The sequence below is a fragment of the Bacillus safensis FO-36b genome (assembly GCF_000691165.1).
In the GTDB taxonomy this organism is placed as follows: domain Bacteria; phylum Bacillota; class Bacilli; order Bacillales; family Bacillaceae; genus Bacillus; species Bacillus safensis.
Map to the genome: position 1 here is coordinate 162,977 of NZ_ASJD01000004.1, position 23,340 is coordinate 186,316.

Consider the following 23,340-nt stretch of genomic DNA (forward strand, 5'->3'; position numbering starts at 1 on the left):
GCATTCTTCCTGCCTATTGTTACAAAACAGATTGACAATTATTAATCTGTTATAATACAATAATAGCAACAAATCGTATTGGAGGATGACAAATGCTAGGAAAAATCACAGAGTTTTTTAGAAATTTGCCCTCAAAGAAATGCACAAAATGTGGAAATGATTTAATGGAACAGCACGAGTGTTACGGTAATGAATGTGAGGAATGCTCACAAGTAAGTTATCTTAAATAAGGGAATAAATTGAATAAAAAAGCACTTTTTTCCTCCGTCATCAGTTGGAGTCAAAGGTGCTTTTTATTTTTTCTGAAAAATAGGTAAAAAGGTAAAACCCTCGTCACAAAAGGGTTTTTTAGTATTTTCATATGATGACTTTTAGTTCTGAAGGCACTTTTTATTGACTCGAAACAATGGAGGGGGTTCTAAATGTCTATTTTTTCTAATAATTTTGTATTTTCTTAATATAATTTAATCGTGGACGAACCTCTTTAAATTTAGTTATACTTTAATTCATATATTAAAACTTAATATGGTGGGAATATTCCTTTAATGAATATGTTAGGGAGGAAATCTATGAAAAAATTAAAATTTGGATTGGCTACTCAAATCCTAATCGGTCTTATTCTCGGTGTTGTTGTTGGGGCAATCTTTTTCGGTAACCCAGGTGTCGAGACATACTTAAAACCAATTGGAGACTTCTTCTTAAGGCTCATAAAGATGATTGTCATACCAATTGTCGTATCCAGCTTAATTTTAGGTGTTGCAGGTGCGGGTGATGGTAAAAAAGTAGGGAAACTAGGTTTTAGAACCATTCTTTATTTTGAAATTATCACAACATTTGCGATTGTCCTTGGTCTTGTGCTTGCAAACTTTGTACAGCCTGGTGCAGGCGTTGACTTTGGAAATACGGAAAAGCAAGATATTAGCCAGTATGTTGAAACGGAAAAAGAGCAAAGCAGCAAATCAGTTGCTGATACGTTCCTTCATATCGTTCCAACGAACTTCTTCCAATCATTGGCGGAAGGTGATTTGCTTGCGATTATTTTCTTCACTGTGCTATTTGCACTTGGCGTTTCAGCAATTGGCGAACGCGGTAAACCAGTGCTCGCCTTCTTCGAGGGTGTATCACATGCCATGTTCCATGTCGTCAATGTTGTGATGAAAGCTGCACCATTTGGTGTATTTGCACTCATTGGTGTGACCGTATCAAAATTTGGTCTTGAATCTCTCATTTCATTAGGTAAGCTTGTAGGTCTTGTTTATTTTGCGCTCGCTCTCTTCCTTATCGTTGTATTCGGAATTATCGGAAAGATGATTGGCGTCAATATTTTCAGATTTCTTGCTTACATGAAAGACGAAATGCTTCTTGCCTTTAGTACATCCAGCTCTGAAACAGTTTTACCAAGAGTCATGGATAAAATGGAGCGCATCGGATGTCCAAAAGGAATTGTTTCGTTCGTTATCCCAATCGGTTATACGTTTAATCTGGACGGCTCCGTCTTGTATCAAGCCATTGCTGCGCTTTTCCTTGCACAGGTATATGGCATTGACCTCACGATCGTCCAGCAGCTTACACTAGTTCTTGTGCTGATGGTAACATCTAAAGGAATGGCTGCCGTTCCTGGTACTTCATTTGTTGTATTACTCGCGACATTAGGAACGATCGGTGTACCTGCTGAAGGTCTTGCATTTATTGCAGGTGTGGACCGTATCATGGATATGGCACGGACTGTTGTCAACTTAACAGGAAATGCACTTGCAGCTGTTGTCATGTCTAAATGGGAAGGGCAGTATGACCCTGAAAAAGGACATCGTGTGATGACTGGACAAGAGGCACCTGAGCCAACACAGCTTTCAAGCTAACCAAAAAGAACCCCATCTATCAGGGGTTCTTTTTTTATGCTGTGATTAATGGTGATTGAACATAGTAGTAAAGGAGATCCGCTGTATGGACAAGTGAATCTTCATGTGTTCTTTCAAAAGCATGCGAGGAATCTATACCAGGACCAATCAGTCCATGAATGATATCATGCCCTGCTCTAATGGCTGCTGATGCATCAGAGCCATAATAAGGGTAGATATCAAGGCGGTAATCAATGTTGTTCTCTTCTGCTAATGCAGCTAAATGCTTGCGAAATCCATAGTGATAAGGGCCGCTCGAATCCTTTACACAAATCGATACACTGTATTCATCTGTCGATTGACCGTCACCGATCGCACCCATATCTACAGCGAGATATTCCACTGTTTCTTCTGGAATATTCGAGTTGCCGCCGTAGCCAATCTCTTCATTATTGGAAATTAAAAAATGCGTCGTATGCGGCAATGTGATGTTTTCCTTTTGAATCCGGTGGATGAGCCGCAAAAGCAGCGCAACACTTGCCTTATCATCAAGATGTCTTGATTTAATAAACCCTGAAGACGTCACTTCCACTCTCGGATCAAATGAAATAAAGTCCCCTACTTGAATGCCAAGTGCTTTGACATCGTCTGCATTTTTCACCTTTTCATCGAGACGAATCTCCATATTTTCTTGGTTTCGTTTCGCTTTTCCAGCATCCGCATAAACATGAACGGATGTTTGATGCATAAGAATGGTCCCTGTGTATGTATGGCCTGATGCTGTTTCAATTTCACAATATTCGCCTTCAATTGAGTTATATTGAAAGCCTCCAATAAGTGCAAGACGAAGCCGTCCATTTGATTTAATTTCCTTAACCATCGCACCGAGCGTATCGACATGCGCTGTCAGCATGCGGTGTTCCTTGTCATCTGTTCCTTTGATTGTGGCAATTAATCCGCCTTTTCGATTTCGTTTTGTCTCAATATTCAAATCTTGTAAAAAACGTTCAACAAAGCCGATCACTTTTTCCGTATTTCCTGATGGACTTGGGATTGATACGAGCTTTTGAATCAGCTGAACGGTTTCGTTTACTTCAGTTGTCATTCGGCATTTCCTCCTTTGTCTGAAAGCAATTCCTTCCATGTATGCCTTTTTCAGCATCTCTTCTTAAAATATATCGCTTCAGGTTCGAGATGTCTAATTTCAAATGAAAAATCCTTCCTCTATAAAGAGAAAGGATTCATGAATTAAGCTTCGTCCTGTTTCATTTTTCTTACGTTCCAAGCAAAGTATGCTGTTGTTGCCGCCATCATGATGATCGCAACTGTTCCAAGGATCGCTGCTTGGTGCCATAAATAGCTGTCATCACCGCTTGCAATGATCGTTCTAAATCCGTTGATTGTATACGTCATTGGAAGCAGACTATGAATGACTTGGAAGAATTTCGGCACAAGTTCAAGCGGGAATGTACCAGCACTTGCTGCGAGCTGAAGAACCAAGATAATAACGGCAATGAAGCGTCCTGGGTTCCCCATAGTTGTCGCCAGCAGCTGAATGATCGCTAAGAATGTCAGACTGACGATAATCGCAAAGAGATAGAAGCGCCAGAGGCTTTCCACCTCAAGACCAAGCCCAAAGATGAGCATGGAGCTTGCAATGACTGCTTGCAGGATACCGACAAAGAGGAGTACGCTATATTTGCTGAAAAACCATTCAAACGCGTTTCTAGGGCGTCCAGCAGGGTCTTTCATTGGGAATACAACGGTGAGCATGAGAGCCCCTACAAAGAGTCCCATCGATAAAATATAAGGTGTGAGCCCTGTACCATAATTATCGATCTTTTTCGCTGTATCATTTTCTGTTTTCACGGGACTCGCAATCATATTGTAATTGTCTTGACCCGCATCAATTTCTCCTGTTTCATCAGCGGCACTTTTTAATTTATCGGACAGCTTACCTGTACCGCTCTTTAAATCTCCCAATCCTTTATCGAGTGATTTTGAGCCTTCAGCAAGCTTAGATGTGTTGCTTTGGATATTCGTTGAACCACTTTCCAGCTTATTTAACGCTGCACTCAGCTGGCTTGAACCATTCGCAATCTTATCTGCACCGCTTTTCGCTGTATCCAGCTTTCCATTTGCTGTTTGCAGACCATCTTGTAATTGGCCTTGACCTGTTTGGAGCTTAAGTGCACCTTGATACAATTTATTCGTTCCAGATGTCATTTGATCAATCGCATTTTGTATCGCGACTGTAGATGTGTACAGCTGTTCCGTTTTCTTTGGCAGCTGTTTGACTTGCTGCAGCTGAGCTTTTGCAGAAGCAACCGCAGATTGAACCTCACTTGCATCAGGCAGTTCCTGCAAGGCCGCTAAGCTTTGTTCAAGTCCAGACAGATCTGGCAGTTCGATTTTAGGCAGACTGTCAAGCTGATCCATTGCCGCCTTTTTCTCTTCATCTGTCATTGAGCTGTTTTGGATGATGCTTTTTACTTTAGCATCTCGATTCGATAGCGCTTCTTTTAATGAAGCAAGTTTTGTACTAAACGTTTTTGCGTCTTTTTTCACCTGATCGAGTTTAGGCGCCATCTTTTCAAGATTCGCTAATTCTGGTGCCGACAAGACTTTTTCTACTGCTTCAATTTTTTCTGAAAAAGATTGTGCTTTGTTGTTTAGCTGCTCAATACCCGCTGTGAATTGCGGCATTTTAGAAGCGAGCTGCTGATGACCTTCACGGCTTGTGTTTAACCCTTCAGTCAATGTATCAATTCCTGTACCAAGCTCTCCAAATTTCTGATCGATGGTTTGATAGCCTGTTAAGAGCTGGCCAAGTCCGCTGTCAAGAGATTGTATCCCTGTGTTCAATTCACCCATTTTACCAGCAAATTGATGAACACCTTCGCTATAGGTTAACGTTCCTTCAGCCAATTTTGCTAAATTGTCCTTTAACTTGTTACTGCCATCTTTTGCATTTTTTGTTCCGTCATCAATTTTCTTCGCACCATCGCTTGCTTGATCTAAGCCTTTTGCAATCGTTTTGAAGTTATCAAAAATGACCTCTGCATAATTTTTTGTGACTTCCTTTGAAACCGAATCTTTTAATTTGATAATGGCATTATTCGCAATTTGTGACGCCGCATAGTTGGCACCTGGATTCGTATAATATTTCAGATTCGATTTTTTTGGATGTTTATCAAGGACTGTACTTGCATTTTTCGAGAAATCCTTTGGTATTTCCACGACGAGATAATAATCCTCATTATTTAATCCCTTCACTGCCTTTTCTTCACTATCGACAAAGTTCCATTTGAAATTATCGTTTTTCTTTAATTCCTTCACTAAATCATCGCCGACATGCAGTGTCTTCCCGTCATAATGACTGCCTTCATCCAAGTTGACAACCGCTACAGGCAACTGATCGACTGTACCATATGGATCCCAGTACGCTTTTAAAAATACACCGCTGTAAATCAGCGGAATAAATAAGACAGCTAAAATCGGGATCAGTAGTTTTTTGCTCGTCACAATGTCTTTCCATTGATTCCGAATTAAATTCATTGCTGTTTTCCTCCCATAGATGATGACTAAATTTAGAATTTGGTCATTTGAACTTAAAAAAAATTATGTTGCTGCTAAAAGTCCTTTGAGTACATAAAGTTCTAGCGACTCGGCCACCTCTTCTTTTGTTAAAGGCTCGTATCGCTTTTCCCAATCAAAAATAAGTGCAATATATAGTTTCACCATCACAAATGCAGTCAATTCAGGATCACATGGCTTAATGTCGCCTTTATCAATCGCTTCTTTTACTTTCGTTTTGATATAGCGAATGATCATTTGCTCCATCTTCTCAATCATTTCCTTGACCGCTGACGTGCCAAGCTCCGCACTTTCCTGAAAGATTTTGATTGTGAGCTGGTGGTTTTTTCGAAATTCCAATATTGCAAAGAGTGCTAAGTGAAGGTTTTCAGAGAAACTTTTTTCCTCATCCATTGCTTCATCCGCAATTTTCCTCATCTCCATTAAAAGGGATGTGAAAATTTCATCGAACAGCTCTTCTTTGTTTTTGAAAAAGGTATAAATGGTTCCTTTTCCGACGTTGGCAAGCTTCGCCACAAGGTCCATTGTGGTGGCTTTATACCCGAATTGAGTAAATGCCTTCGTAGCCCCGTCTAAAATCATTTGTCTCCTATCAACACTCATGATCTCACTCCCAAAATGACTATTTGAACGTTTTGGTCATTAAGTACAAAAAGTAATATACCACACCCTTTTCCCCGGATGCAACAACTTTGTTCACATTTATGATTCCCAACTCTTTTCGATTGATTCGAACATGAAAAACTCCCTTTCCATGACAGAAAAGGGAGTTGTTTTTTTATGAAAATAGGTAAGATAAAGCTTCTGAAATAGCAGCTTTTCCTTGATCAATACAATCAGGGATTCCGACACCTTCAAAAGCAGCACCTGTGATATAAACACCAGGATATGATTGCTTAAACGTTTCTCGCATGTTCGAAATAGCTTTTTGATGACCGACGTGATATTGCGGCATGCTCGTCTTCCAGCGAGTCACTGTCGTCAGTTCTGGATCTGCTTTAATATCCATGATTTTTTTCAAATCCTCCAGCACGATGCTGACGATTTGATGGTCTGACTGCTCGACAATTGATTCGTCGCCAGCTTTCCCTACATAGGCACGCAATAGCGTTTTTCCTTTAGGAGCTGTATGCGGCCATTTTTTGTTCGTCCACGTACAGGCTGTAATAGAGAAATCACTGTTTCTTGAGATGACAAAACCAGTACCGTCATATTCATTATGAACATCCTCTTCTTTAAAACCGAGTGCCACCGTTGCAACAGAAGTTGATGTCATATCATGCAAGTACTCAAGCCCTGCTTCTTTTGGAAACATGGAATAGATCGATTGATGCGGAGTTGTCACAATGGCTGAATCAGCAAAAAGCGTTTGACCGCTGTCTAACTGCACACCGTAGCCCCCATCTGTTTTTTCAATCTGCTGCACTTTTGTCCCTTTATAAATCGTTGTCAGCTTGAGCTTGCTTTCTACTGCTTCAACAAGCGCTTGCAGTCCTTGATTGATCGTTTGGAACTGCCCTTGTCTTTTCGCTGTCACTTGCTGCGCTTTCGCATGCTGCTGTGATTTTTTCATCCCAAGAATCAAACTGCGATGCTTTTGTTCTGTTTGATAAAACTGCGGGAAGGTAGACATTAAGCTGAGACGGTCAATGTCACCTGCATAAATGCCTGATAGAAGAGGTTCGATTAAATTCTCAACTACTTCATCACCGACACGTCTTCTAAAAAATTCACCGAGCGACTGATCTTCTGTTTGCTTGCTTTTTGGCAAGACGAAATCCATTGTGGCTCTCGCTTTTCCTGCAACTGAAAAAAGACCGGTTGTGATGAATGGGCTGATTTGAGTTGGAATACCCATGACAGCGCCTTTTGGCATCGGGTGAAGAGTTTCATTGACTAGTACATATGCCTGCCCTGTTTCATTATTGACGAGCTGATCTGCGAGACCCACATCCTTCGCCAGCTGCGGTCCACTGACCTTTCTTTCTAAAAATGAATCAGGTCCACGTTCAATGATGTAGCCGTCTTTATATAATGTTTGTATTTTTCCACCTAGCCTAGGGCTCGCTTCAATAAGAGATATTTGAATGGGAAGACCTTTTTCTTCGACTTCCTTTTCCAAATAGAAGGCGGCGGCTAAACCAGTGATGCCACCGCCAATGATGACAAGGTGTTTTTGATTGTCATGCATAGGATCGCCTTCTTTTATATAATTACTTGCTTTCGTCAAGCTTCTTTAATACGACAGTTGCGAGAGCATCAATAAATGCTGGTTTCGCATTTGGCATTTCTGGACGATAGTAGGCTGCACCGATTTCATCTGTCACGACTTTACATTCATAATCGTTGTCGTATAACACTTCAAGATGGTCAGCGACAAATCCAACAGGCACATATACGAACGTTTTATAGCCTTTTTGTTCGAATAGGTCACGTGTTAAGTCTTGAACGTCTGGTCCAAGCCATGGATCAGGCGTGTTGCCTTCACTTTGCCAGCCAATTTCATAATGTTCAATTCCTGCACCTTCTGCAATCATTTTGGCAGATTGTGCGAGCTGATCAGGATATGGATCTCCTGCTGCAATAATCTTTTCAGGAAGGCTGTGTGCAGACACAATGAGTACGGCTGATTCTCTTTCCTCTTCACTCATCGATGCATACGTATCCTTCACTTGTTTCACCCAATAGTCCACAAACTTCGGCTCATCGTACCAGCTTTCCACAGACGTAATCTTCAGATTGCCAAGCTTGTCTGCCTCATCTTGTGCACGCTTGTTATACGATTTCACGCTAAAGGTTGAAAAATGCGGCGCAAGAACAATACTCACTGCTTCTGTGATGCCGTCCTTGTGCATCTCTGCAACTGCATCCTCAATGAACGGCTCAATATGCTTTAAGCCAATGTAGACATGAAATTCAATGTCGTCTTGGATGTCGTTCAAATGATCACACAAACCATTTGCCTGCTGTTCGGTAATTTTTGATAAAGGAGAAATACCGCCGATTGCCTTGTAGCGATCCTTCAAATCTTGCAGCATCTCTGGCTCCGGCTTTCTGCCTCTGCGGATATGTGTATAATAACGCTCAATATCTTCTTCTTTATATGGGGTGCCATATGCCATGACAAGAAGTCCCATTTTCTTTTTCTCCACAACCAACACTCCTTCAGATCATTTGAAATAGTTTAGATGGATGATTTTTTATGTTTCGCTGAATAATCGTGAATAAAATCTGTCAGCTTCTTTAACGTATCTGGTGAAACATCTGGAAATACCCCATGACCTAAGTTAAAGATAAAGTGATCTGATTTCATTCCTTGATCTAAAATATCTTTTGCTCTCTCTTCAATGACTTCCCAAGGAGCAAGTAAAATGGTTGGATCAAGGTTCCCCTGTAACGTTTTTGTGAGCCCTTCTTTTCTTGCTTCGTCTACACTCATACGCCAATCCAGTCCAACCACATCAAGCGGCAGGTCATGCCAGTCTTTCGCTAAATGGCTTGCACCAACTCCATACATGATCATTGGGACGTTTTCAGACTTCAGCTCTGTGAAAATTCGCTGCATGACAGGCTTAATGAATGTCCGGTAATCTGCTGCATTTAAAGCACCAACCCATGAGTCGAAAATTTGAAATGCACTGACCCCGGCTTTTACCTGCGCGCGTATGTACGTAATCGTCATATCAGCTAACTTGTTCATGAGCAGCATCCACGCCTCAGGATCACTGTACATCAGTGCCTTTGTTTTATGATAATTTTTAGATGGGCCGCCTTCAATCATATAGCTTGCCATCGTAAATGGTGCGCCAGCAAAACCGATAAGCGGAACATTCAGCTGCTCCTTCGTTAAAAGCTGAATGGTATCAAGCACATATGGCAGGTCTTCTTCAGGATGAAGTTCCCCAAGACGTTCGATATCTGCTTTAGATCGAATCGGTGCATCAATCACAGGTCCAATTCCATTTTTAATTTCTACGTCCACTCCAATAGCCGGAAGCGGGGTCATAATATCTTTATATAAAATAGCGGCATCTACACCATATTGTTCTACAGGAAGTCTCGTTACATAAGCACATAGCTCTGGCTGATGCGTAATTTCAAATAGCCCGTATTTTTCTTTAAGGGCACGATATTCAGGCTGTGAGCGTCCTGCCTGTCTCATATACCAAACTGGTACATGGTCTGTTTTTTCCCCTTTACACGCCTTTAAGAACGTGTCATTAAAAACCTTCGTTTTTCCCATTACCTTTCATTCCACCTTTCGCCTTATACTCTCTTTTTGTACAAGGCTCAAACCTGCTTTTACTATACCGTTTTTTCAAGGCACGGTATACTAAAGCGGCTCAATGTTCAAAAAATCGCCGAATATTAACGTCCAAAAGCCTCTGGCTTGACATATGGACTGCCTTCGCCTTCTTCTTGCGTTTGAGTATTATATGGAACAACCTTATACTCTGCATTTGAAAATACATTGGCATACGGCATTGTATAGCTGCCCACGCCTGTCACTGTGTCGATCAGCGTCTCGCTTCCATTTCTCTTTTCATAAATGCGGTATTCAACGCGTTTATCCTCTTGATTGTTCCAAGACAGCTCTAATGTAAACAATCCTTTGATTTTAAACGCATAGCGGGCTTCAAATCCTGATAGTCCCTCTAAATGGATAGGCGACTCGAGCTCTTTTATCCCCTCTGGTTTTTCAAACGTTTCATTGGTGATTTGAGCTGCTGTTAAAATATCTTTAAACAGCTGCACCGGGAATTGACTGCCGCCGGTTAAATAGTGACTGTTATCGGTTTTGTCATACCCCATCCAAATCGCACCCGTTGTACTAGGCGTATAGCCGGCAAACCAAGCATCCTTTGTTGCACCTTTCACACCTGAATATGTGGTCGTACCTGTCTTACCTGCTAAATCTCCAGCGTATGAACCGCTCTGGGCTGTCCCGCCTTTGACGACTTGCTGAAGCATTCTTGTCATATTCCAAGCATTCTGCACGCTAAACACTCGTTCTTGCTTACCACGATTCTTTTCTACAGTTTCTCCTTCATCATTGGTGATTTTCTGAATGAAGAAAGGCTTTTTATATACGCCTTCATTTGCAAATGTATGGAAGGCTCCAGCGATCTGTAATGGAGAAACTCCTTTTTCTAAACCGCCAAGCGCCATGGCTAGTCCTTTATCCGAGATATCTATCCCCATTTTCTCAAGATATGATTTCGACGTGTCAATGCCCAGCTGGCTTAACGTCCACACAGCAGCGGTATTTTTACTTTTCATGAGGGCATCCACCATTGTGACCCTTCCTTCATACTGCCCATCGTAATTCTTTGGTGAATAGCCGTCATAGCTTTTTTCTTTGTCTTCAAGCAATGAATAAGGTCTGAATTTTTTCTCCTGCATTGCCGGACCGTAGACCGCGATCGGCTTAAAAACAGATCCAGGCTGCCTAACAGCTGTCACCCTGTTGTAGCCTCTCGCCTGATATTCTCGTCCACCGATGGCTGCTTTCACTCCACCAGACTCGTTATCAATGAATACGGCGCTGCCTTCCGGAGAACCGCTTTTTCCCGGGAAATAACGGTTGTTCTTCATCGCATCATATGCGGTTTTTTGCAGATTCATATCAATCGGAACTGTAATGGTATAGCCGCCTTGAAGCAATTGTTCATGTGAAATGGCATACTCTGACTCTGCTTCTTTAATGATGAGATCAACATAGCTGTCCACCCAAGGCGTTTCTGATTTCTTTTTCAAATGAATGCCTAGTGTTCTCCCTTTTGCTTCTACTGTTTCTGTTGAAGACAAATATCCTTGTTCGTTCATTAAATTCAGGATGGTGTCCCGCCTTTGTTTATTTTTATCAGGGTGTAAAACAGGCGAATAAGAAGATGGTGCCTTTGGCATCGCAGCGAGTGTGGCACCTTCGCTGACCGTTAAATCTTTGACATCCTTACTAAAGTAATAATTGGCTGCTGCCTGAATACCATAAACACCATGGCCAAAGTATAGCTGATTCAAATACATCTCAAGCAGCTTATCCTTTGAATAATCTCTTTCTAAGTTAATGGCAATAATGACTTCTTTTGTTTTTCGAAGAAAGGTTTTGTCATTTGTGAGAAAAATATTTTTTGCGAGCTGCTGGGTGATTGTACTGCCGCCCTCTACCTTCCCTCCTGCTAATATATCTCGATAAACCGCCCTTGAAATAGACTGTGCATCAATGCCGTGATGCTCATAAAAACGCTTGTCCTCAACAGCCACAAAAGCTTTTGCTACTTTATCAGGCACCTCTTTTAATGACACAGGATCCCGATTTTCTGAATACATGCTTGTGAGTTCTTTTCCATTCTGATCAATGATTTTGGAGGAAGCGTGAAAAACAAGCTTCTTTTCATCTATGACATAATGTCCTAAAAATAAAATCGTCAGATAGCCAATAAATGAGAGTACGATTGTACTTCCTGCAATGACTAATGGAATGATTATCTTCTTTTTCTTCAAATTAGGTCACCTCATTCCTTTATACGGATAGTATGGGATGTATTGCTTCATAATATGTTTTATGGATTGACTGCCAAAGAATTATATATCATTCTTTTGTTATACTATCAAGCAGGAGGCGGTTTAGATGAATTTCTATATTACATATGGAACAGCAGATTTTTTGCATAAAATCGCAAAGAAACACCATCTGGAAAATCTGCTTTATATGGTCGGAAAAGAACAAGCAGCTCTTTTTCATGAAACGGAGGGTGAGACTGTATTTAAAGCCCCTCATGCCTATGATGTGATTTATGCGAAAGGCGCGCTTGTCCAATCTGGTTTCGTCACCTTGAATCATATCCCTGTTAAGCTTGAAAGCAGAGCACTGTTTGAATCCACCTTTCAGAAAAAGACGAACATCTCAGAACATCAGCGCGGCTTCCAGGCTATTCGCGTTTTAAGACCGCAAAAAGATGAAGAAGTTTATTTGATTTTGACACTTTGGGAATCAGAGGACTTATTTCAAGACTTTCAAGAATCAGAAGCATTCTTTCAGCCACACGAGGATACAGGCTCCATTTTCTCTCGTCCAGCTTACCTCACATCCTATCATGCCGTCACAGACAATTAAGGAAGTGCTGCTCTCAGCACTTCTTTTTTTCATCAAAAAAAGCCCAGTCGATGGGCTCTTCATTTTATGAGCTTGATTTCAGCTCGTACCGATGAATGATCGGCTGAAGCACATAGAAATTCAGCAATATCCAACCTAATAAGACCGGCCACTTCAACATAGGTGAAGCACCTTTCAATTGAATCAGCAGCACCAATAGTGGAATCAAGCAGATCATGAAAAAACTCATTTTTGAGAGAAATGTTTCTTTAATTTGATGCCGGCAGCTTGGACACATCATCATTTTCGTATGTGATAAATGAAATTTTTCGACGAAAGAAAATGTTTTTGAACAATTTGGACAGCTTCCCAACGCTACTCCTCCCTTTCCCTGCTTCATATCAACTTCGACTTTTATGTAAAATGACCTTTTGCTACTGACCACGAAATCCTCTTCTGTTGAAAGATTCTAACAATTACCATACAATCAGTAAAAGAGCATGAAGGAGGTTTTCGATTCAATGACAATATCCACTTTACAAAAAAGCATCAATGAACGTCTTGATGAACATTATGAGGAAATGGTTGAAATTAGACGCCATCTCCATATGAATCCTGAACTTTCTTTTCAGGAAGAAGAAACAGCCGCTTTCATCGCCAGCTACTATGATACATTACAAATACCTACGCGCACCAAGGTGGGCGGTCATGGCGTACTCGCTTTTATTGAAGGAGCTTCTCCGGGACCAACCATTGCCCTCAGAGCTGATTTTGATGCACTTCCCATCCACGATGAAAAAGATGTACCTTACAAATCAACAAAGCCTGGTGTGATGCATGCGTGCGGTCACGATGGGCATACTGCGACACTTCTTGTATTAGCAAAAGTCTTGCATACGCATCGTGATCAATTAAAAGGAAAGATCGTCCTCATTCATCAGCATGCAGAAGAATATGCTCCCGGCGGTGCAAAACCAATGATTGAAGACGGCTGTTTAGACGGTGTCGATGTGATATTCGGTACGCACCTTTGGTCTTCAGAGCCTTGTGGCACGATTCTTTATAAAAGCGGGAACTTTATGGCAGCGGCCGATCGTTTCTCCATTCAAGTCCAAGGGAAAGGCGGACACGGCGCTCAGCCTCATTTAACAAAAGATGCCGTACTCATCGGTTCACAAATCGTCGCAAACCTGCAGCAAGTCGTTGCACGTAAAGTCAATCCGATTGATTCTGCTGTTGTTTCTGTTGGCGGTTTTGTAGCAGAGAATGCCTTTAACGTTATTGCAGATTCAGCTGTTTTAACTGGTACTGCACGATCCTTTGAAGAAAGTGCACGGCATATTATCGAACGAGAAATTGAACAGGTGGTAAAAGGGGTATGCCAGATGCATGATGCTGCCTACACATATGAGTACGTCAGAGGATACCCTGCTGTCAAAAACCATCCAAAGCCGACGGAATATATTGCTGGCATCGCAAACCAGACAGAAGGTGTCACAGAAGTAAAAGAAGCGGAAACCCAAATGGGCGGAGAAGACTTTGCTTACTACCTTCAGCATGTCCCTGGTACCTTCTTCTACACAGGCGCCATGCCCGAAAACAGCCAGGACGTGTATCCACATCATCATCCAAAGTTTGATATCAACGAAAAAGCAATGCCTATTGCAGCAATGGTACTCGCGAACGCCGTTCTTTCCTACAATGAATAAAAAAAGCCGCTGTCATCAGCGGCTTTTCTATATCATTTCTTTCAATATTCGCAAGTGAAACACATGGCGTGCGACCTCTCCGAGCTGTCCTGTCAGCTGATGATTCGCCACCCCGCCAACAGCGGCTCCGACGACCGGCATTAATTGAAACAGCTTTACAAGATCAATGTAATCTCGATACTCCTGCTGAAAGCTGTACCAATCCATTTCCTCGCGGCTCGTTTCCCAATCATCTATGATCTTCATCATTTTTTGACGATGGGCACTGCTGGAAAAGGCGAGCTGAAATATACAGAGCAAAAAGAGTCTTTCCTCCTTTTGAGATAAATCAAAGCCATAAATACACGCCAGCTCATAAAGGCATTTCATCTTTATGCTTAACAGCAGCGGAAAGTCTGCCATTCCGAGGAATAAACCGCCTGCACCTGTTCCAACCCCTTCGATAGCAGCCGCCTTTTGGTAATACTTCACTTTATCCTTTGCCAGTTCATTTCGTTCTACAATAGATAATTGTTCATCAATCACTGAAAATGAAGTAAAGTGTGATCCTGATACGGTGGATTCAACCATTGTTTTGACTGCACTTGTGATGACTTGATGAAACCTGGCAGGAATTCGGCGGTTCACATGCTGCTGAACTCCTTTTGAAAACCGTTCGATCTTTGAAGGTTTTCTTAAAAAACGTGTTTGAAAAAGAATGGCTTCTTCATACAACTCTCGTTCAGCTGCATTCATCCGGTTCCCTCCTTGATGTCATCATACGCTCGCTGTAATCTCCACTTATCTCATCTTTTTTAACCTGCTTTGTACGTAAGGCTTAAAGAGGACAAGCACAAATGCTAAAGAAATAAGAAAGGCAAGTCCGCTTCCCTGCCAGCCTCCCGCTGGAAGTACCGCACAGCTCAGCAAGATTGATTGGATGATCAGCACATTACGGACGAGAACAAAAAAGCTTCGATCCTTTTCTTTTTGAGAAACTGGATAAAGTGCCTGTAATGAAAGATGAGCAAAGTGCTTCGTTAACGGCACAAGCTGTACACCTGTGATAAATACTGTGAACAAGACTAGTAACGCACCCACCCAGCCTGCTGCACCTGTATACAAAATAATCAGGACAAACACGGCCGTTAATCTAAACACCAGACCAAAATAATCATTTGAGCGTACAAACGCCCTCACATACATATAAGAAAAAGTTTTACGCTGATCGTAAGGAACAAACATCATAAGCCAATCCATGTATGCTCTTCTTTTCACCTGTTTCTTTAAGTGAGGCACATCTGTAAATAAGTTTGCCAAACGATAAAAGCGCTGCTTCCGTTTTAATTCATCAGAAATATGCATTTCCCATTGAAAGGGCTGTTTTTTCACTGTATTTGTTAAGTAAACGAGATATACACCATAGATAAGATAAAAAACGATTGCAATCGCATAGGCTGCCTGTAAGACGGTGTAGATCAACATCACATTTAATAGAAAACGAAGAGCTGCATCGAGCCATCTCACGTGTTTTCCTTGAAAATATGTGATTCTCCATTGAATGGCTGTATTCAGGCCCTTTATTAAGATCATTTGTGCCAATATCAGCACATATCCCGTGATGCCTCCTGAAGACACTGCCGAATAAAGCGGAAGTGCGACAATGGATACAGCAATGAGAGGAAACAGCTGAGAAATGAAGCTAAAGTTAAACGCTTGTTTTAGGTAAGGCTCCATCTTCCCTTCCAAAGGAAGCAAAAACACGAGATCGGCTTCTTTAATCAACGTACGTACGTATGAGCTTGTGAGTACCAATGAGAAAACAACTGCCATCACCCAGTAGGATGGGAAGTGAGCCGGAATATGTTTAAGCCAGCTGCTGTACCAGCTTGCTCCGCCTGCAAGGAAAAAAATGAGCACAATGACCAGATGATCGTTGAACATGTATTTTAAGTATTTTCTTGTTTCTTGTACGTGTTCCTCTAGTCTTGATTTCCAAATGGTTTGTGTTGTTTTACTCATAGCTTTCTTCCTTTGTTAATTCCAAATAAAGATCATCGAGTGTCGCATCTCTCATATTGAACTGTTCTCTCAGCTCTGCCAGCGTTCCTTTCGCTCTGATTTCCCCTTCGTGCAAAATAATAAAGGAATCACAATAGCGTTCAGCTGTCGCCAAAATATGCGTTGACATCAGGACACTAGCGCCATTTTTCTTCGCAGCATTCATCCGTTCAAGCAGTGCATTGATCGCAAGAGGATCAAGCCCTAAAAACGGTTCATCGATGATATACAGCTCTGGTTCCACAAGGAATGCACACATAATCATGACCTTCTGCTTCATTCCTTTTGAAAAATGAGCAGGGAACCATTTCAGCCGTTTCTCCATTCGAAATTCTTTCAGCAATGATGGCAGGCGTTCGTCTAATTGTTCCTTTGATAGACCGTAAGCCATCGCTGTCAGCTCTAAATGTTCTTTTAGCGTTAATTCTTCATATAAAACAGGTGTTTCAGGAATAAATGTAAATTGTGAACGATACGCCTCTTGGTCGTCTTGAAGGGTTCGTCCATTCAATTGAATGACACCTTTATGCGGTTTCATGAGCCCGATAATATGGCGGATGGTTGTACTTTTCCCCGCCCCGTTTAAGCCAATGAGACCGACGATTTGATTTCTTTCTAATTCAAATGAAATACTTTTTAGAACGGGATTCTTCGTATATCCGCCCGTTACATCTTTTACAGTGAGAAGGGACATGAATTCGTTCCTTTCTTTCTTTTTTCCTTTATAGTAACAAAAACGAATGATAATTTGAAATGTTTACCTATAGACGAGTCATGAATAAAAAATAGGCGCTTTGGTCATCATAATGTATGTAGAAGAAATGAACTTGATGACCAATAAGTAAATGAGGTGTTTGTTAAAGGCAAAGAACCGCATGACAAGTTGGTTTTTCATCTAAAACCTTAGCTTCTGTTTTGCTTCACTGATTCTTGATTTTTGTGTCCTATACAATATGTATACGACAAACCAAAACGTCAAATGAGGTGTTTACGGCAGAAATAGCAGGCATATGAATTCTTTATTTCAGTAAATAGAGAATTCAAAAGGCATTCGAATGAAAGCATCAGCATTTCTTCTGCAGGAGCAGGATGAGCGACCAAAGGAGTTCGCTTGTCCTGTTTTCTTTTTTGCTTCTTTTTGTGATACGATAAAGGAAAAATAATGAGGAGTGACATGGCGTGAGCGACTGCATTTTTTGCAAGATCATTGATGGAGACATTCCATGTGCAAAAGTATATGAAGACGAGCATGTATTGGCTTTTCTTGATATCAGCCAAGTAACAAAAGGACATACCCTTGTAATCCCGAAAATACATAAAGAAAACATCTATGAGATGACACCAGAAGTGTCTAACCACTACTTCCAAGCGATTCCGAAAATTGCAAGGGCGATCAAACAGGAATTTGAACCAATCGGGTTAAACCTCCTGAACAACAACGGTGAAAAAGCCGGACAATCGGTATTCCATTACCATATGCACATCATTCCGCGCTACGGAAAAGGTGATGGCTTTGGTGCCGTATGGAAATCACATCAAGATCAATACACGTCAGAGGATTTAAAAGACATTTCTTCTGCCATCCACACGCGGCTTACCTCATCTTAACAGATGAGGTTTTTCTTATTTTCACCCCTTTTCATCGCTTCCGCCTTTTAATAGTAAGATATTTTGAACGATTCAATTTTTTTGTCCAAATGCTTCAAATTTGTGATAGGATGGTTTTATCTTTTGATCCATTAACGCGAGAAATAGGGAGAGATTGTGATGAAGCGAACGACGAATTTTAATGCTGGTCCGGCGGCATTGCCGCTAGAAGTGCTTCAAAAAGCACAGGAAGAACTTGTTGATTTTAAACAAACTGGGATGTCTGTGATGGAGCTTTCTCATCGCAGCGGTGAATATGAAGCAGTCCACAATAAAGCAAAAGCGCTTTTAGTGGAACTGATGGACATTCCAGAAGATTATGAAGTCCTCTTTTTACAAGGCGGAGCTAGTCTTCAATTTGCGATGATTCCAATGAACTTCTTACATGAAGGCGAAACAGCTCATTTCATTCAAACAGGCGCTTGGTCAGAAAAAGCATTGTCAGAAGCAAAAGGGTTTGGGCAGACATCTGTGCTTGCTTCAAGTGAAGATGACAACTACTCGTATATTCCAGAAGTAGATGCATCCGGTTTAACAGATGGCGCTTACTTACATATCACATCGAACAATACGATCTTCGGCACTCAGTGGAAAACGTTCCCGAACACGTCACTCCCGCTCATTGCGGATATGTCCAGTGATATTCTCAGCAAAAAAATAGACGTTTCTTCATTTGATCTCATCTATGCCGGGGCACAAAAAAACCTAGGGCCTTCAGGTATCACGATTGTGATTGCGCGCAAACGTTTATTAGAGAAAGAGAAAAGCAGCACGCCAAAAATATTAAAATATTCAACACACGCAAAAGCCAATTCTCTTTATCATACACCACCGACTTTTGCGATTTATATGCTGTCACTTGTCCTTGAGCATGTCAAACATGCTGGCGGTGTAGAAGCAGCGGAAAAACGCAATGAACAAAAAGCAGGCATTCTCTATGATACCATTGATCAAAGCGGCGGTTTTTATCAAGGACATGCGCGTGCTGACAGCCGTTCTCATATGAACGTCACCTTTACTCTTCGTGATGATGCACTTACTTCTTCCTTTGTGGAAAAAGCAAAGCAAGAGCAAATGGTTGGACTTGCCGGCCACCGTTCTGTCGGCGGATGCAGAGCATCTATTTACAATGCGGTCTCAATAGAAGACTGCCAAAAGCTTGCGGACTTTATGAAAAAGTTCCAGCAAGAAAATGAGTAAAAAGGCTTTTCTATAGGGAAATAAATTTGTTATAATAACGAGAAATATAAAGTCATGACTCTTGCAATAAATGATGAGCCATATTATTGGAGAGTCCTATAAGAGCTTAGCAGAGGAGAGCATAGAAATGAAAACAAAAGAATTAGTGATTATGTCATTGCTTGCAGCAATGGGAGCTGTTTTGCATACGATTTTCCCGCCCATCTTTTTCGGAATGAAACCTGATATGATGCTGGTCATGATGTTTTTAAGCATCATCCTTTTCCCAAAGGTTCAGCATGTTGTCGTGATTGCGCTAGTGACTGGCGTGATTTCTGCATTAACAACGGGATTCCCAGGCGGACAAATTCCGAATATGATTGATAAACCAGTGACAGCCTTTATCTTCCTAGCCCTTTTCTTATCTTGCTTGAAGATAAAGAACAAAGTGGTGCTGACCGCTGTGTTAACTGCGATTGGAACCATCGTATCCGGTGTGATTTTCCTATCTGCCGCTTTACTGATCACTGGACTGCCAGCTGCATTACCGGCACTTCTTGTGGGCGTGGTCCTGCCAGCAGCCGTGATTAATACCATTGCTATGGTATTTGTCTTCCCAATTGCTCAGTCCATTTTGAGACGTGCAAGAATGATAGAAGTTGCTTAACGAATAACCGAACCTCTTCATGATAGATGAAGAGGTTTCAGATTGTTGATAAAGGCTAAAATGATCTTGATTTTAGCCCTTTGTCTTCTTTTCAGCGTGATAGAAAACCTTTGAAGTCTAGGAAGGACGAGTACTGGCGCGGAGCGAATTTGATATTCGTGAGCACCAGCACGCAGGACTGACAAAGAATGCGAGGGTTTGTCTACACGCTGGAACCTCTTCATGATAGATGAAGAGGTTTTTTTCATGCTTTTATAAAAGAAAAAGGGTCAGCAGCAAAATGAGGAGCGAAATTCCTGCACCAGCCGCACACACAAGTGCTTTTTGCTTTAATACATGTTTTGGCGGATAAGACCCTGCATACCCAAGCTGTCTTGCATAATGAATAGAACCACCTGTAAAAACGATGACGATACACATAAAAACGAACAGAAAGACAGACAACCTTCTCCCCTCCCTTTTCTTCAAAAGTATGCTAAAATAAAGCAAGCTATGTATGGAAGTTCAATGAAGCTGATCGTCAGCTCAGAGAGAACATGCGAATGTGTAAAATTTGACTAGAGGTGATTTGAATGGCTAGTGGACGTTCTTTATTAACAGGATTATTTGTAGGCGGTCTCCTCGGAGGTGCGGCAGTGCTCCTGACGACTCCCTCTTCTGGCAGAGATGTGCGCGGAAAAGTGAAAGACGGCTATGACAAATTCGAAGATACGCTGACAAAATTAAAAAGAGACGGACAAGCTTTAAAAGAACAAATTGTGGAAACAGCAAAAGAAAGCGCAGAGGTGATTAAAGAAGTCGGGTCTGAATTGCAAACATCGATTCAGCAATGGCGCGAAGAAATCAAACCTCATCAGCAGGACTTACAAAAGGAAATTCAGGAAATTGAAGAAAAGCTCAAACAACTGGAGAAAACCTTACAAAACTAATATACTCACAAAAAAATATTCGTTTACAAAAGTGTGCGGGGTGCGTATCCCGCACTTTTTTTGTTGAAAAAAGGTTATTTTGACAATGTTTTTCATGACTTTTAAAAATTCTTGAATTTTCAGCTTTATTAATCTTTATTTTATTGGCATAATAGAATTACAAGAAAAAGAGAAGTAGGTGAAATGGATGAATCATTCGGAACAGCCTTTCGATGTAAAAGAAGCACTTTTATTCAGTCAAAGAATGGCCCAATTGAGCAAAGCTCTTTGGAAATCCATTGAAAAGGACTGGCAGCAGTGGATCAAACCGTATAACCTAAATATCAATGAACATCATATTTTGTGGATTGCGTATCAATTAAAAGGAGCTTCAATATCAGAAATTGCAAAGTTTGGCGTCATGCATGTATCAACGGCGTTTAACTTCTCCAAGAAACTGGAGGAACGAGGATTTTTAAAATTTTCTAAAAAGTTAAACGATAAACGCAATACGTATATTGAGCTAACGCCAAAAGGCGAAGAGACATTCCATAAACTACTCGAAGATTATGACCCGGCACGAACTGGTATTGTCAAAGGCGCACAGCCGCTTCATGACATTTACGGAAAGTTCCCTGAGATTTTAGAAATGATGTGTATTATCCGAAACATTTATGGTGAGGATTTCATGGAGATTTTTGAGAAATCGTTTTCAAACATTGAGAAGGACTTTTTGAATGAGCGAGGAAAAGTCACAAAAAAGACTGAGGAACTTGAAAACTCAGCTGAGGCAGCAGAAAAAGCGGCTAAAACAAATCAAATTGTTTAATGATCTTTATAAATTCATTCATTAGCGGCTGAAACAGCCCCTGATCATGCAAAGCAAATATCGTCTCATGAACATCCAGCTTTTCAATTAACTGTCCCGCAAAGAGCGCAAGGAGATCGTCAAACATGACGTAGCCTTGTGCTTTTTGCTTATCCATTTCCTCTGAAAGCTCAGCACAAATACGCTCAATTTCCTCTGCCTCTTCTTTCGATACACGCTGCCTGATCAATAACGCATAATATGGATAACGGCTCATATCGGCTGCCGTCAATAAAAGTTCCATGTAATATTCAAGCTGGCTCATTCGTTCCTCAATACTCATGTACGTTCCCTCTTTCTCTTAGTCCTTCTATTTTAGCCGAAATTACTCATTGACGAAAGAGACGAACCTCCCCCTTCTGTTCTTTTTTCTTGAAAAACCCAAAGTTTCCTCTCTTTATTCCATATGAAGGCACCATTTTATTTTTTTTCATCAAAACCATTGATTTTTATCCTCAGGAAGAGTAAATTATCTTGAGATATTCAATTCGATTTTTAGATTGGAAGGATGAAAAATGAATTGTTGGAAGACCATTAATCTTGAAAAGGATTATGGTTATACGAGAATGATGATTTCAGCCATAAGTCTTGCTATCCTTTTTTTCATTATGGCATTTTTATGTTTTCAACTGACTCATCCTGAAACGCGGCTAAGCAGCCATAACGCACCGCTTTTTGCCGTGCTCTTACTTGTGACATTGCTTGTCCACCGTGTGGTTCACTTGATCCCAGTGATGAAAAATAAGAAAAAAATGACGCTATTGATGAAACGAAATTGCTGGCAGCGCGTGCCTAAGAAAGTGATGCTTTTTTCACTTCTCAGCCCGTTTTGTGTCATCTCACCGGTTTACTTTTTGTTAGGCGTGGCGTTTCCTATGTACGCACACTATTTTATCATCATCGCAAGTATACATGCAGGCTATTGTTTGCCTGACTTTTTATTTGCATGGAAGCTGCTCAAAGCACCTAAATCCTGCATCATCGATCAAGCTCAAGACGAGTTTGATATTTTAGTTGACCAAACTTCCTCATCATGAGGTTTTTAAAGCCAACTTCTATCTTTTTCATAAAAAATTTGGTAATGTAGTATGGGAATAGCATAGAGAGGGGGGATCTCCGATAGTTTTATTTTACTTCATCGTCTTTGCCGCGTTTATTGTGTATTCAATAAACAGGCTTACTAATACATTATGCCTTGTCAGAGAGATTCCTGAAGAACGGCAAGATAAGGTGTTTCGCTTTATCAATGTATCGATACTGATCTTACTTATCTCATCATTTGTTGAAATTACCATTTCCATTTAAGATCAAAGCAAAAGCTGCCAGTTTGAGGGCAGCTTTTTGTGTATATTTTCATTAGCAAATCCAAGATGCACCGATGATGATCAATAAAATAAATAATACGACGACTAGTGCAAAACCGCCAGCAAAGACTTCTCCTCCCATGTGAAAACACCTCCTGCCAGTTCTTCCTCTGTTCTAAGCTCAGTGTATGCAGAAAAATAAAAAACGTTTAGGCACCTGTCATCGTTTGAAAAAAGAACCGCCCTCACGCACGGCAGGACGGCTCCCTTCTGTCACAGCGATTTAATTAGTAAAGATATGCTGCACCAACGATGATCAGCAAAATGAATAGCACGACCAATAAAGCAAACCCATTAGAATATCCTGCTCCCATATAATTCAGCCTCCTTTTTGTGATCACTATATGTGTATGTCGCGCGCAATTTTTTGACTAGACGAATGCCCTTCCATTTGCATTTCTTTTTACAGCGTGTCACAATATGTTAT

The 23,340-nt window shown here is 41.1% G+C and carries 26 protein-coding genes; 11 read left to right on the top strand and 15 right to left on the bottom strand.

The genetic code is table 11. From position 1 onward, the window contains the following. Nucleotides 1-92: 92 nt before the first annotated feature. Both yhfH and gltT read left to right on the top strand, forming a co-directional pair. Nucleotides 93-230, top strand: a complete 138-nt coding sequence (gene yhfH / locus BA81_RS19265) for a protein YhfH (RefSeq protein WP_008359029.1) — start codon at nucleotides 93-95, stop codon at nucleotides 228-230. 339 nt (nucleotides 231-569) lie between these two features. Next, complete coding sequence (gene gltT, locus BA81_RS11260) at nucleotides 570-1,859, top strand: glutamate/proton symporter GltT (RefSeq protein ID WP_034282190.1); 1,290 nt, start codon at nucleotides 570-572, stop codon at nucleotides 1,857-1,859. A 34-nt stretch (nucleotides 1,860-1,893) separates the two neighbouring features. Here the strand turns inward: gltT and BA81_RS11265 are convergent, their stop codons facing one another. From BA81_RS11265 to BA81_RS11295, 7 genes are all read right to left on the bottom strand, one after another. Then, a complete protein-coding gene (locus BA81_RS11265) occupies nucleotides 1,894-2,943 on the bottom strand; it encodes a M42 family metallopeptidase (RefSeq protein WP_034282191.1) in 1,050 nt (349 codons plus the stop codon). Between the two features lie 143 nt (nucleotides 2,944-3,086). Continuing rightward, nucleotides 3,087-5,396, bottom strand: a complete 2,310-nt coding sequence (locus BA81_RS11270) for a YhgE/Pip domain-containing protein (protein ID WP_034282192.1) — start codon at nucleotides 5,394-5,396, stop codon at nucleotides 3,087-3,089. A gap of 63 nt (nucleotides 5,397-5,459) precedes the next feature. Further along, nucleotides 5,460-6,038, bottom strand: coding sequence for a TetR/AcrR family transcriptional regulator (locus BA81_RS11275; RefSeq protein ID WP_034282193.1), 579 nt, complete (start codon nucleotides 6,036-6,038; stop codon nucleotides 5,460-5,462). 175 nt (nucleotides 6,039-6,213) lie between these two features. Further along, nucleotides 6,214-7,626 (bottom strand): protoporphyrinogen oxidase, encoded by a 1,413-nt coding sequence (gene hemY, locus BA81_RS11280; RefSeq protein ID WP_034282194.1) that lies wholly within the window; start codon nucleotides 7,624-7,626, stop codon nucleotides 6,214-6,216. A gap of 22 nt (nucleotides 7,627-7,648) precedes the next feature. After that, the gene (gene hemH / locus BA81_RS11285) at nucleotides 7,649-8,587 is read right to left on the bottom strand and encodes a ferrochelatase (RefSeq protein ID WP_024426557.1); all 939 of its coding nucleotides are present in this window, start codon (nucleotides 8,585-8,587) and stop codon (nucleotides 7,649-7,651) included. Between the two features lie 32 nt (nucleotides 8,588-8,619). Beyond that, nucleotides 8,620-9,678 carry a uroporphyrinogen decarboxylase gene (gene hemE / locus BA81_RS11290; protein ID WP_024425464.1) on the bottom strand — a complete coding sequence of 353 codons (1,059 nt, stop codon included), beginning with the start codon at nucleotides 9,676-9,678 and terminating at the stop codon, nucleotides 8,620-8,622. 125 nt (nucleotides 9,679-9,803) lie between these two features. Further along, on the bottom strand, nucleotides 9,804-11,939 hold the full coding sequence (locus tag BA81_RS11295) for a transglycosylase domain-containing protein (RefSeq protein WP_034282196.1): 2,136 nt from the start codon (nucleotides 11,937-11,939) through the stop codon (nucleotides 9,804-9,806). Between the two features lie 127 nt (nucleotides 11,940-12,066). Here BA81_RS11295 and BA81_RS11300 point away from each other — a divergent pair, with 127 nt between their 5' ends. Beyond that, the gene (locus BA81_RS11300) at nucleotides 12,067-12,552 is read left to right on the top strand and encodes an antibiotic biosynthesis monooxygenase family protein (RefSeq protein ID WP_034282197.1); all 486 of its coding nucleotides are present in this window, start codon (nucleotides 12,067-12,069) and stop codon (nucleotides 12,550-12,552) included. Nucleotides 12,553-12,616: 64 nt separating this feature from the next. On the opposite strand, the gene BA81_RS19910 is transcribed toward BA81_RS11300, so the two are convergent. After that, nucleotides 12,617-12,769, bottom strand: a complete 153-nt coding sequence (locus BA81_RS19910; RefSeq protein WP_224426392.1) for a hypothetical protein — start codon at nucleotides 12,767-12,769, stop codon at nucleotides 12,617-12,619. 283 nt (nucleotides 12,770-13,052) lie between these two features. Between BA81_RS19910 and BA81_RS11310 the strand changes: the two genes are divergently transcribed. Continuing rightward, nucleotides 13,053-14,240 carry a M20 family metallopeptidase gene (locus BA81_RS11310; RefSeq protein ID WP_034282198.1) on the top strand — a complete coding sequence of 396 codons (1,188 nt, stop codon included), beginning with the start codon at nucleotides 13,053-13,055 and terminating at the stop codon, nucleotides 14,238-14,240. Between the two features lie 27 nt (nucleotides 14,241-14,267). Here BA81_RS11310 and BA81_RS11315 read toward each other — a convergent pair whose 3' ends face one another. From BA81_RS11315 to BA81_RS11325, 3 genes are read right to left on the bottom strand one after another with little or no spacing between them, the layout of a single operon-like run. Then, nucleotides 14,268-14,975: an EcsC family protein gene (locus BA81_RS11315; protein WP_034282199.1), complete on the bottom strand. Its 708-nt coding sequence runs from the start codon at nucleotides 14,973-14,975 to the stop codon at nucleotides 14,268-14,270. A 45-nt stretch (nucleotides 14,976-15,020) separates the two neighbouring features. Next, complete coding sequence (locus BA81_RS11320; RefSeq protein ID WP_034282200.1) at nucleotides 15,021-16,241, bottom strand: ABC transporter permease; 1,221 nt, start codon at nucleotides 16,239-16,241, stop codon at nucleotides 15,021-15,023. Further along, nucleotides 16,234-16,974: an ABC transporter ATP-binding protein gene (locus BA81_RS11325; protein WP_034282203.1), complete on the bottom strand. Its 741-nt coding sequence runs from the start codon at nucleotides 16,972-16,974 to the stop codon at nucleotides 16,234-16,236. The genes BA81_RS11320 and BA81_RS11325 overlap by 8 nt, the downstream gene beginning before the upstream one ends. A gap of 485 nt (nucleotides 16,975-17,459) precedes the next feature. On the opposite strand from BA81_RS11325, the gene BA81_RS11330 reads away from it, so the two are divergent. The 3 genes from BA81_RS11330 (at nucleotide 17,460) to BA81_RS11340 (ending at nucleotide 19,773) form a co-directional block, all read left to right on the top strand. Continuing rightward, entirely contained in the window at nucleotides 17,460-17,888 is a 429-nt protein-coding gene (locus BA81_RS11330) for an HIT family protein (protein WP_024425457.1), read from the top strand. Nucleotides 17,889-18,047: 159 nt separating this feature from the next. Next, nucleotides 18,048-19,127: a 3-phosphoserine/phosphohydroxythreonine transaminase gene (gene serC, locus BA81_RS11335; protein WP_034282206.1), complete on the top strand. Its 1,080-nt coding sequence runs from the start codon at nucleotides 18,048-18,050 to the stop codon at nucleotides 19,125-19,127. Nucleotides 19,128-19,254: 127 nt separating this feature from the next. After that, entirely contained in the window at nucleotides 19,255-19,773 is a 519-nt protein-coding gene (locus BA81_RS11340) for a tryptophan transporter (RefSeq protein ID WP_024425455.1), read from the top strand. A gap of 252 nt (nucleotides 19,774-20,025) precedes the next feature. Here the strand turns inward: BA81_RS11340 and yhzF are convergent, their stop codons facing one another. Continuing rightward, entirely contained in the window at nucleotides 20,026-20,217 is a 192-nt protein-coding gene (yhzF, locus tag BA81_RS11345) for a membrane protein YhzF (protein WP_024425454.1), read from the bottom strand. A 128-nt stretch (nucleotides 20,218-20,345) separates the two neighbouring features. Here yhzF and BA81_RS11350 point away from each other — a divergent pair, with 128 nt between their 5' ends. Beyond that, nucleotides 20,346-20,702 (top strand): YtxH domain-containing protein, encoded by a 357-nt coding sequence (locus BA81_RS11350; RefSeq protein ID WP_024425453.1) that lies wholly within the window; start codon nucleotides 20,346-20,348, stop codon nucleotides 20,700-20,702. A gap of 187 nt (nucleotides 20,703-20,889) precedes the next feature. After that, nucleotides 20,890-21,510: an HTH-type transcriptional regulator Hpr gene (locus tag BA81_RS11355; RefSeq protein ID WP_034282207.1), complete on the top strand. Its 621-nt coding sequence runs from the start codon at nucleotides 20,890-20,892 to the stop codon at nucleotides 21,508-21,510. On the opposite strand, the gene BA81_RS11360 is transcribed toward BA81_RS11355, so the two are convergent. After that, entirely contained in the window at nucleotides 21,488-21,832 is a 345-nt protein-coding gene (locus BA81_RS11360) for a YhaI family protein (RefSeq protein ID WP_024426566.1), read from the bottom strand. The genes BA81_RS11355 and BA81_RS11360 overlap by 23 nt on opposite strands. A gap of 232 nt (nucleotides 21,833-22,064) precedes the next feature. On the opposite strand from BA81_RS11360, the gene BA81_RS11365 reads away from it, so the two are divergent. Continuing rightward, nucleotides 22,065-22,586: a DUF3267 domain-containing protein gene (locus BA81_RS11365; RefSeq protein WP_034282208.1), complete on the top strand. Its 522-nt coding sequence runs from the start codon at nucleotides 22,065-22,067 to the stop codon at nucleotides 22,584-22,586. An 82-nt stretch (nucleotides 22,587-22,668) separates the two neighbouring features. After that, a complete protein-coding gene (locus BA81_RS19915; RefSeq protein WP_072368131.1) occupies nucleotides 22,669-22,854 on the top strand; it encodes a hypothetical protein in 186 nt (61 codons plus the stop codon). A 51-nt stretch (nucleotides 22,855-22,905) separates the two neighbouring features. Here the strand turns inward: BA81_RS19915 and BA81_RS11370 are convergent, their stop codons facing one another. After that, the gene (locus BA81_RS11370) at nucleotides 22,906-22,995 is read right to left on the bottom strand and encodes a YjcZ family sporulation protein (protein ID WP_017360317.1); all 90 of its coding nucleotides are present in this window, start codon (nucleotides 22,993-22,995) and stop codon (nucleotides 22,906-22,908) included. Between the two features lie 145 nt (nucleotides 22,996-23,140). Continuing rightward, the gene (locus tag BA81_RS19275; RefSeq protein ID WP_008361129.1) at nucleotides 23,141-23,227 is read right to left on the bottom strand and encodes a YjcZ family sporulation protein; all 87 of its coding nucleotides are present in this window, start codon (nucleotides 23,225-23,227) and stop codon (nucleotides 23,141-23,143) included. Between the last annotated feature and the right edge of the window lie 113 nt (nucleotides 23,228-23,340).

Bases quoted from the DNA above. Each gene is read 5' to 3' on its own strand.
- yhfH (WP_008359029.1), top strand. From the start codon at position 93: ATGCTAGGAAAAATCACAGAGTTTTTTAGAAATTTGCCCTCAAAGAAA.
- gltT (WP_034282190.1), top strand. From the start codon at position 570: ATGAAAAAATTAAAATTTGGATTGGCTACTCAAATCCTAATCGGTCTT.
- BA81_RS11265 (WP_034282191.1), bottom strand. From the start codon at position 2,943: ATGACAACTGAAGTAAACGAAACCGTTCAGCTGATTCAAAAGCTCGTA.
- BA81_RS11270 (WP_034282192.1), bottom strand. From the start codon at position 5,396: ATGAATTTAATTCGGAATCAATGGAAAGACATTGTGACGAGCAAAAAA.
- BA81_RS11275 (WP_034282193.1), bottom strand. From the start codon at position 6,038: ATGAGTGTTGATAGGAGACAAATGATTTTAGACGGGGCTACGAAGGCA.
- hemY (WP_034282194.1), bottom strand. From the start codon at position 7,626: ATGCATGACAATCAAAAACACCTTGTCATCATTGGCGGTGGCATCACT.
- hemE (WP_024425464.1), bottom strand. From the start codon at position 9,678: ATGGGAAAAACGAAGGTTTTTAATGACACGTTCTTAAAGGCGTGTAAA.
- BA81_RS11300 (WP_034282197.1), top strand. From the start codon at position 12,067: ATGAATTTCTATATTACATATGGAACAGCAGATTTTTTGCATAAAATC.
- BA81_RS19910 (WP_224426392.1), bottom strand. From the start codon at position 12,769: ATGATCTGCTTGATTCCACTATTGGTGCTGCTGATTCAATTGAAAGGT.
- BA81_RS11310 (WP_034282198.1), top strand. From the start codon at position 13,053: ATGACAATATCCACTTTACAAAAAAGCATCAATGAACGTCTTGATGAA.
- BA81_RS11315 (WP_034282199.1), bottom strand. From the start codon at position 14,975: ATGAATGCAGCTGAACGAGAGTTGTATGAAGAAGCCATTCTTTTTCAA.
- BA81_RS11320 (WP_034282200.1), bottom strand. From the start codon at position 16,241: ATGAGTAAAACAACACAAACCATTTGGAAATCAAGACTAGAGGAACAC.
- BA81_RS11325 (WP_034282203.1), bottom strand. From the start codon at position 16,974: ATGTCCCTTCTCACTGTAAAAGATGTAACGGGCGGATATACGAAGAAT.
- serC (WP_034282206.1), top strand. From the start codon at position 18,048: ATGAAGCGAACGACGAATTTTAATGCTGGTCCGGCGGCATTGCCGCTA.
- BA81_RS11340 (WP_024425455.1), top strand. From the start codon at position 19,255: ATGAAAACAAAAGAATTAGTGATTATGTCATTGCTTGCAGCAATGGGA.
- BA81_RS11350 (WP_024425453.1), top strand. From the start codon at position 20,346: ATGGCTAGTGGACGTTCTTTATTAACAGGATTATTTGTAGGCGGTCTC.
- BA81_RS11355 (WP_034282207.1), top strand. From the start codon at position 20,890: ATGAATCATTCGGAACAGCCTTTCGATGTAAAAGAAGCACTTTTATTC.
- BA81_RS11360 (WP_024426566.1), bottom strand. From the start codon at position 21,832: ATGAGTATTGAGGAACGAATGAGCCAGCTTGAATATTACATGGAACTT.
- BA81_RS11365 (WP_034282208.1), top strand. From the start codon at position 22,065: ATGAATTGTTGGAAGACCATTAATCTTGAAAAGGATTATGGTTATACG.
- BA81_RS11370 (WP_017360317.1), bottom strand. From the start codon at position 22,995: ATGGGAGGAGAAGTCTTTGCTGGCGGTTTTGCACTAGTCGTCGTATTA.
- BA81_RS19275 (WP_008361129.1), bottom strand. From the start codon at position 23,227: ATGGGAGCAGGATATTCTAATGGGTTTGCTTTATTGGTCGTGCTATTC.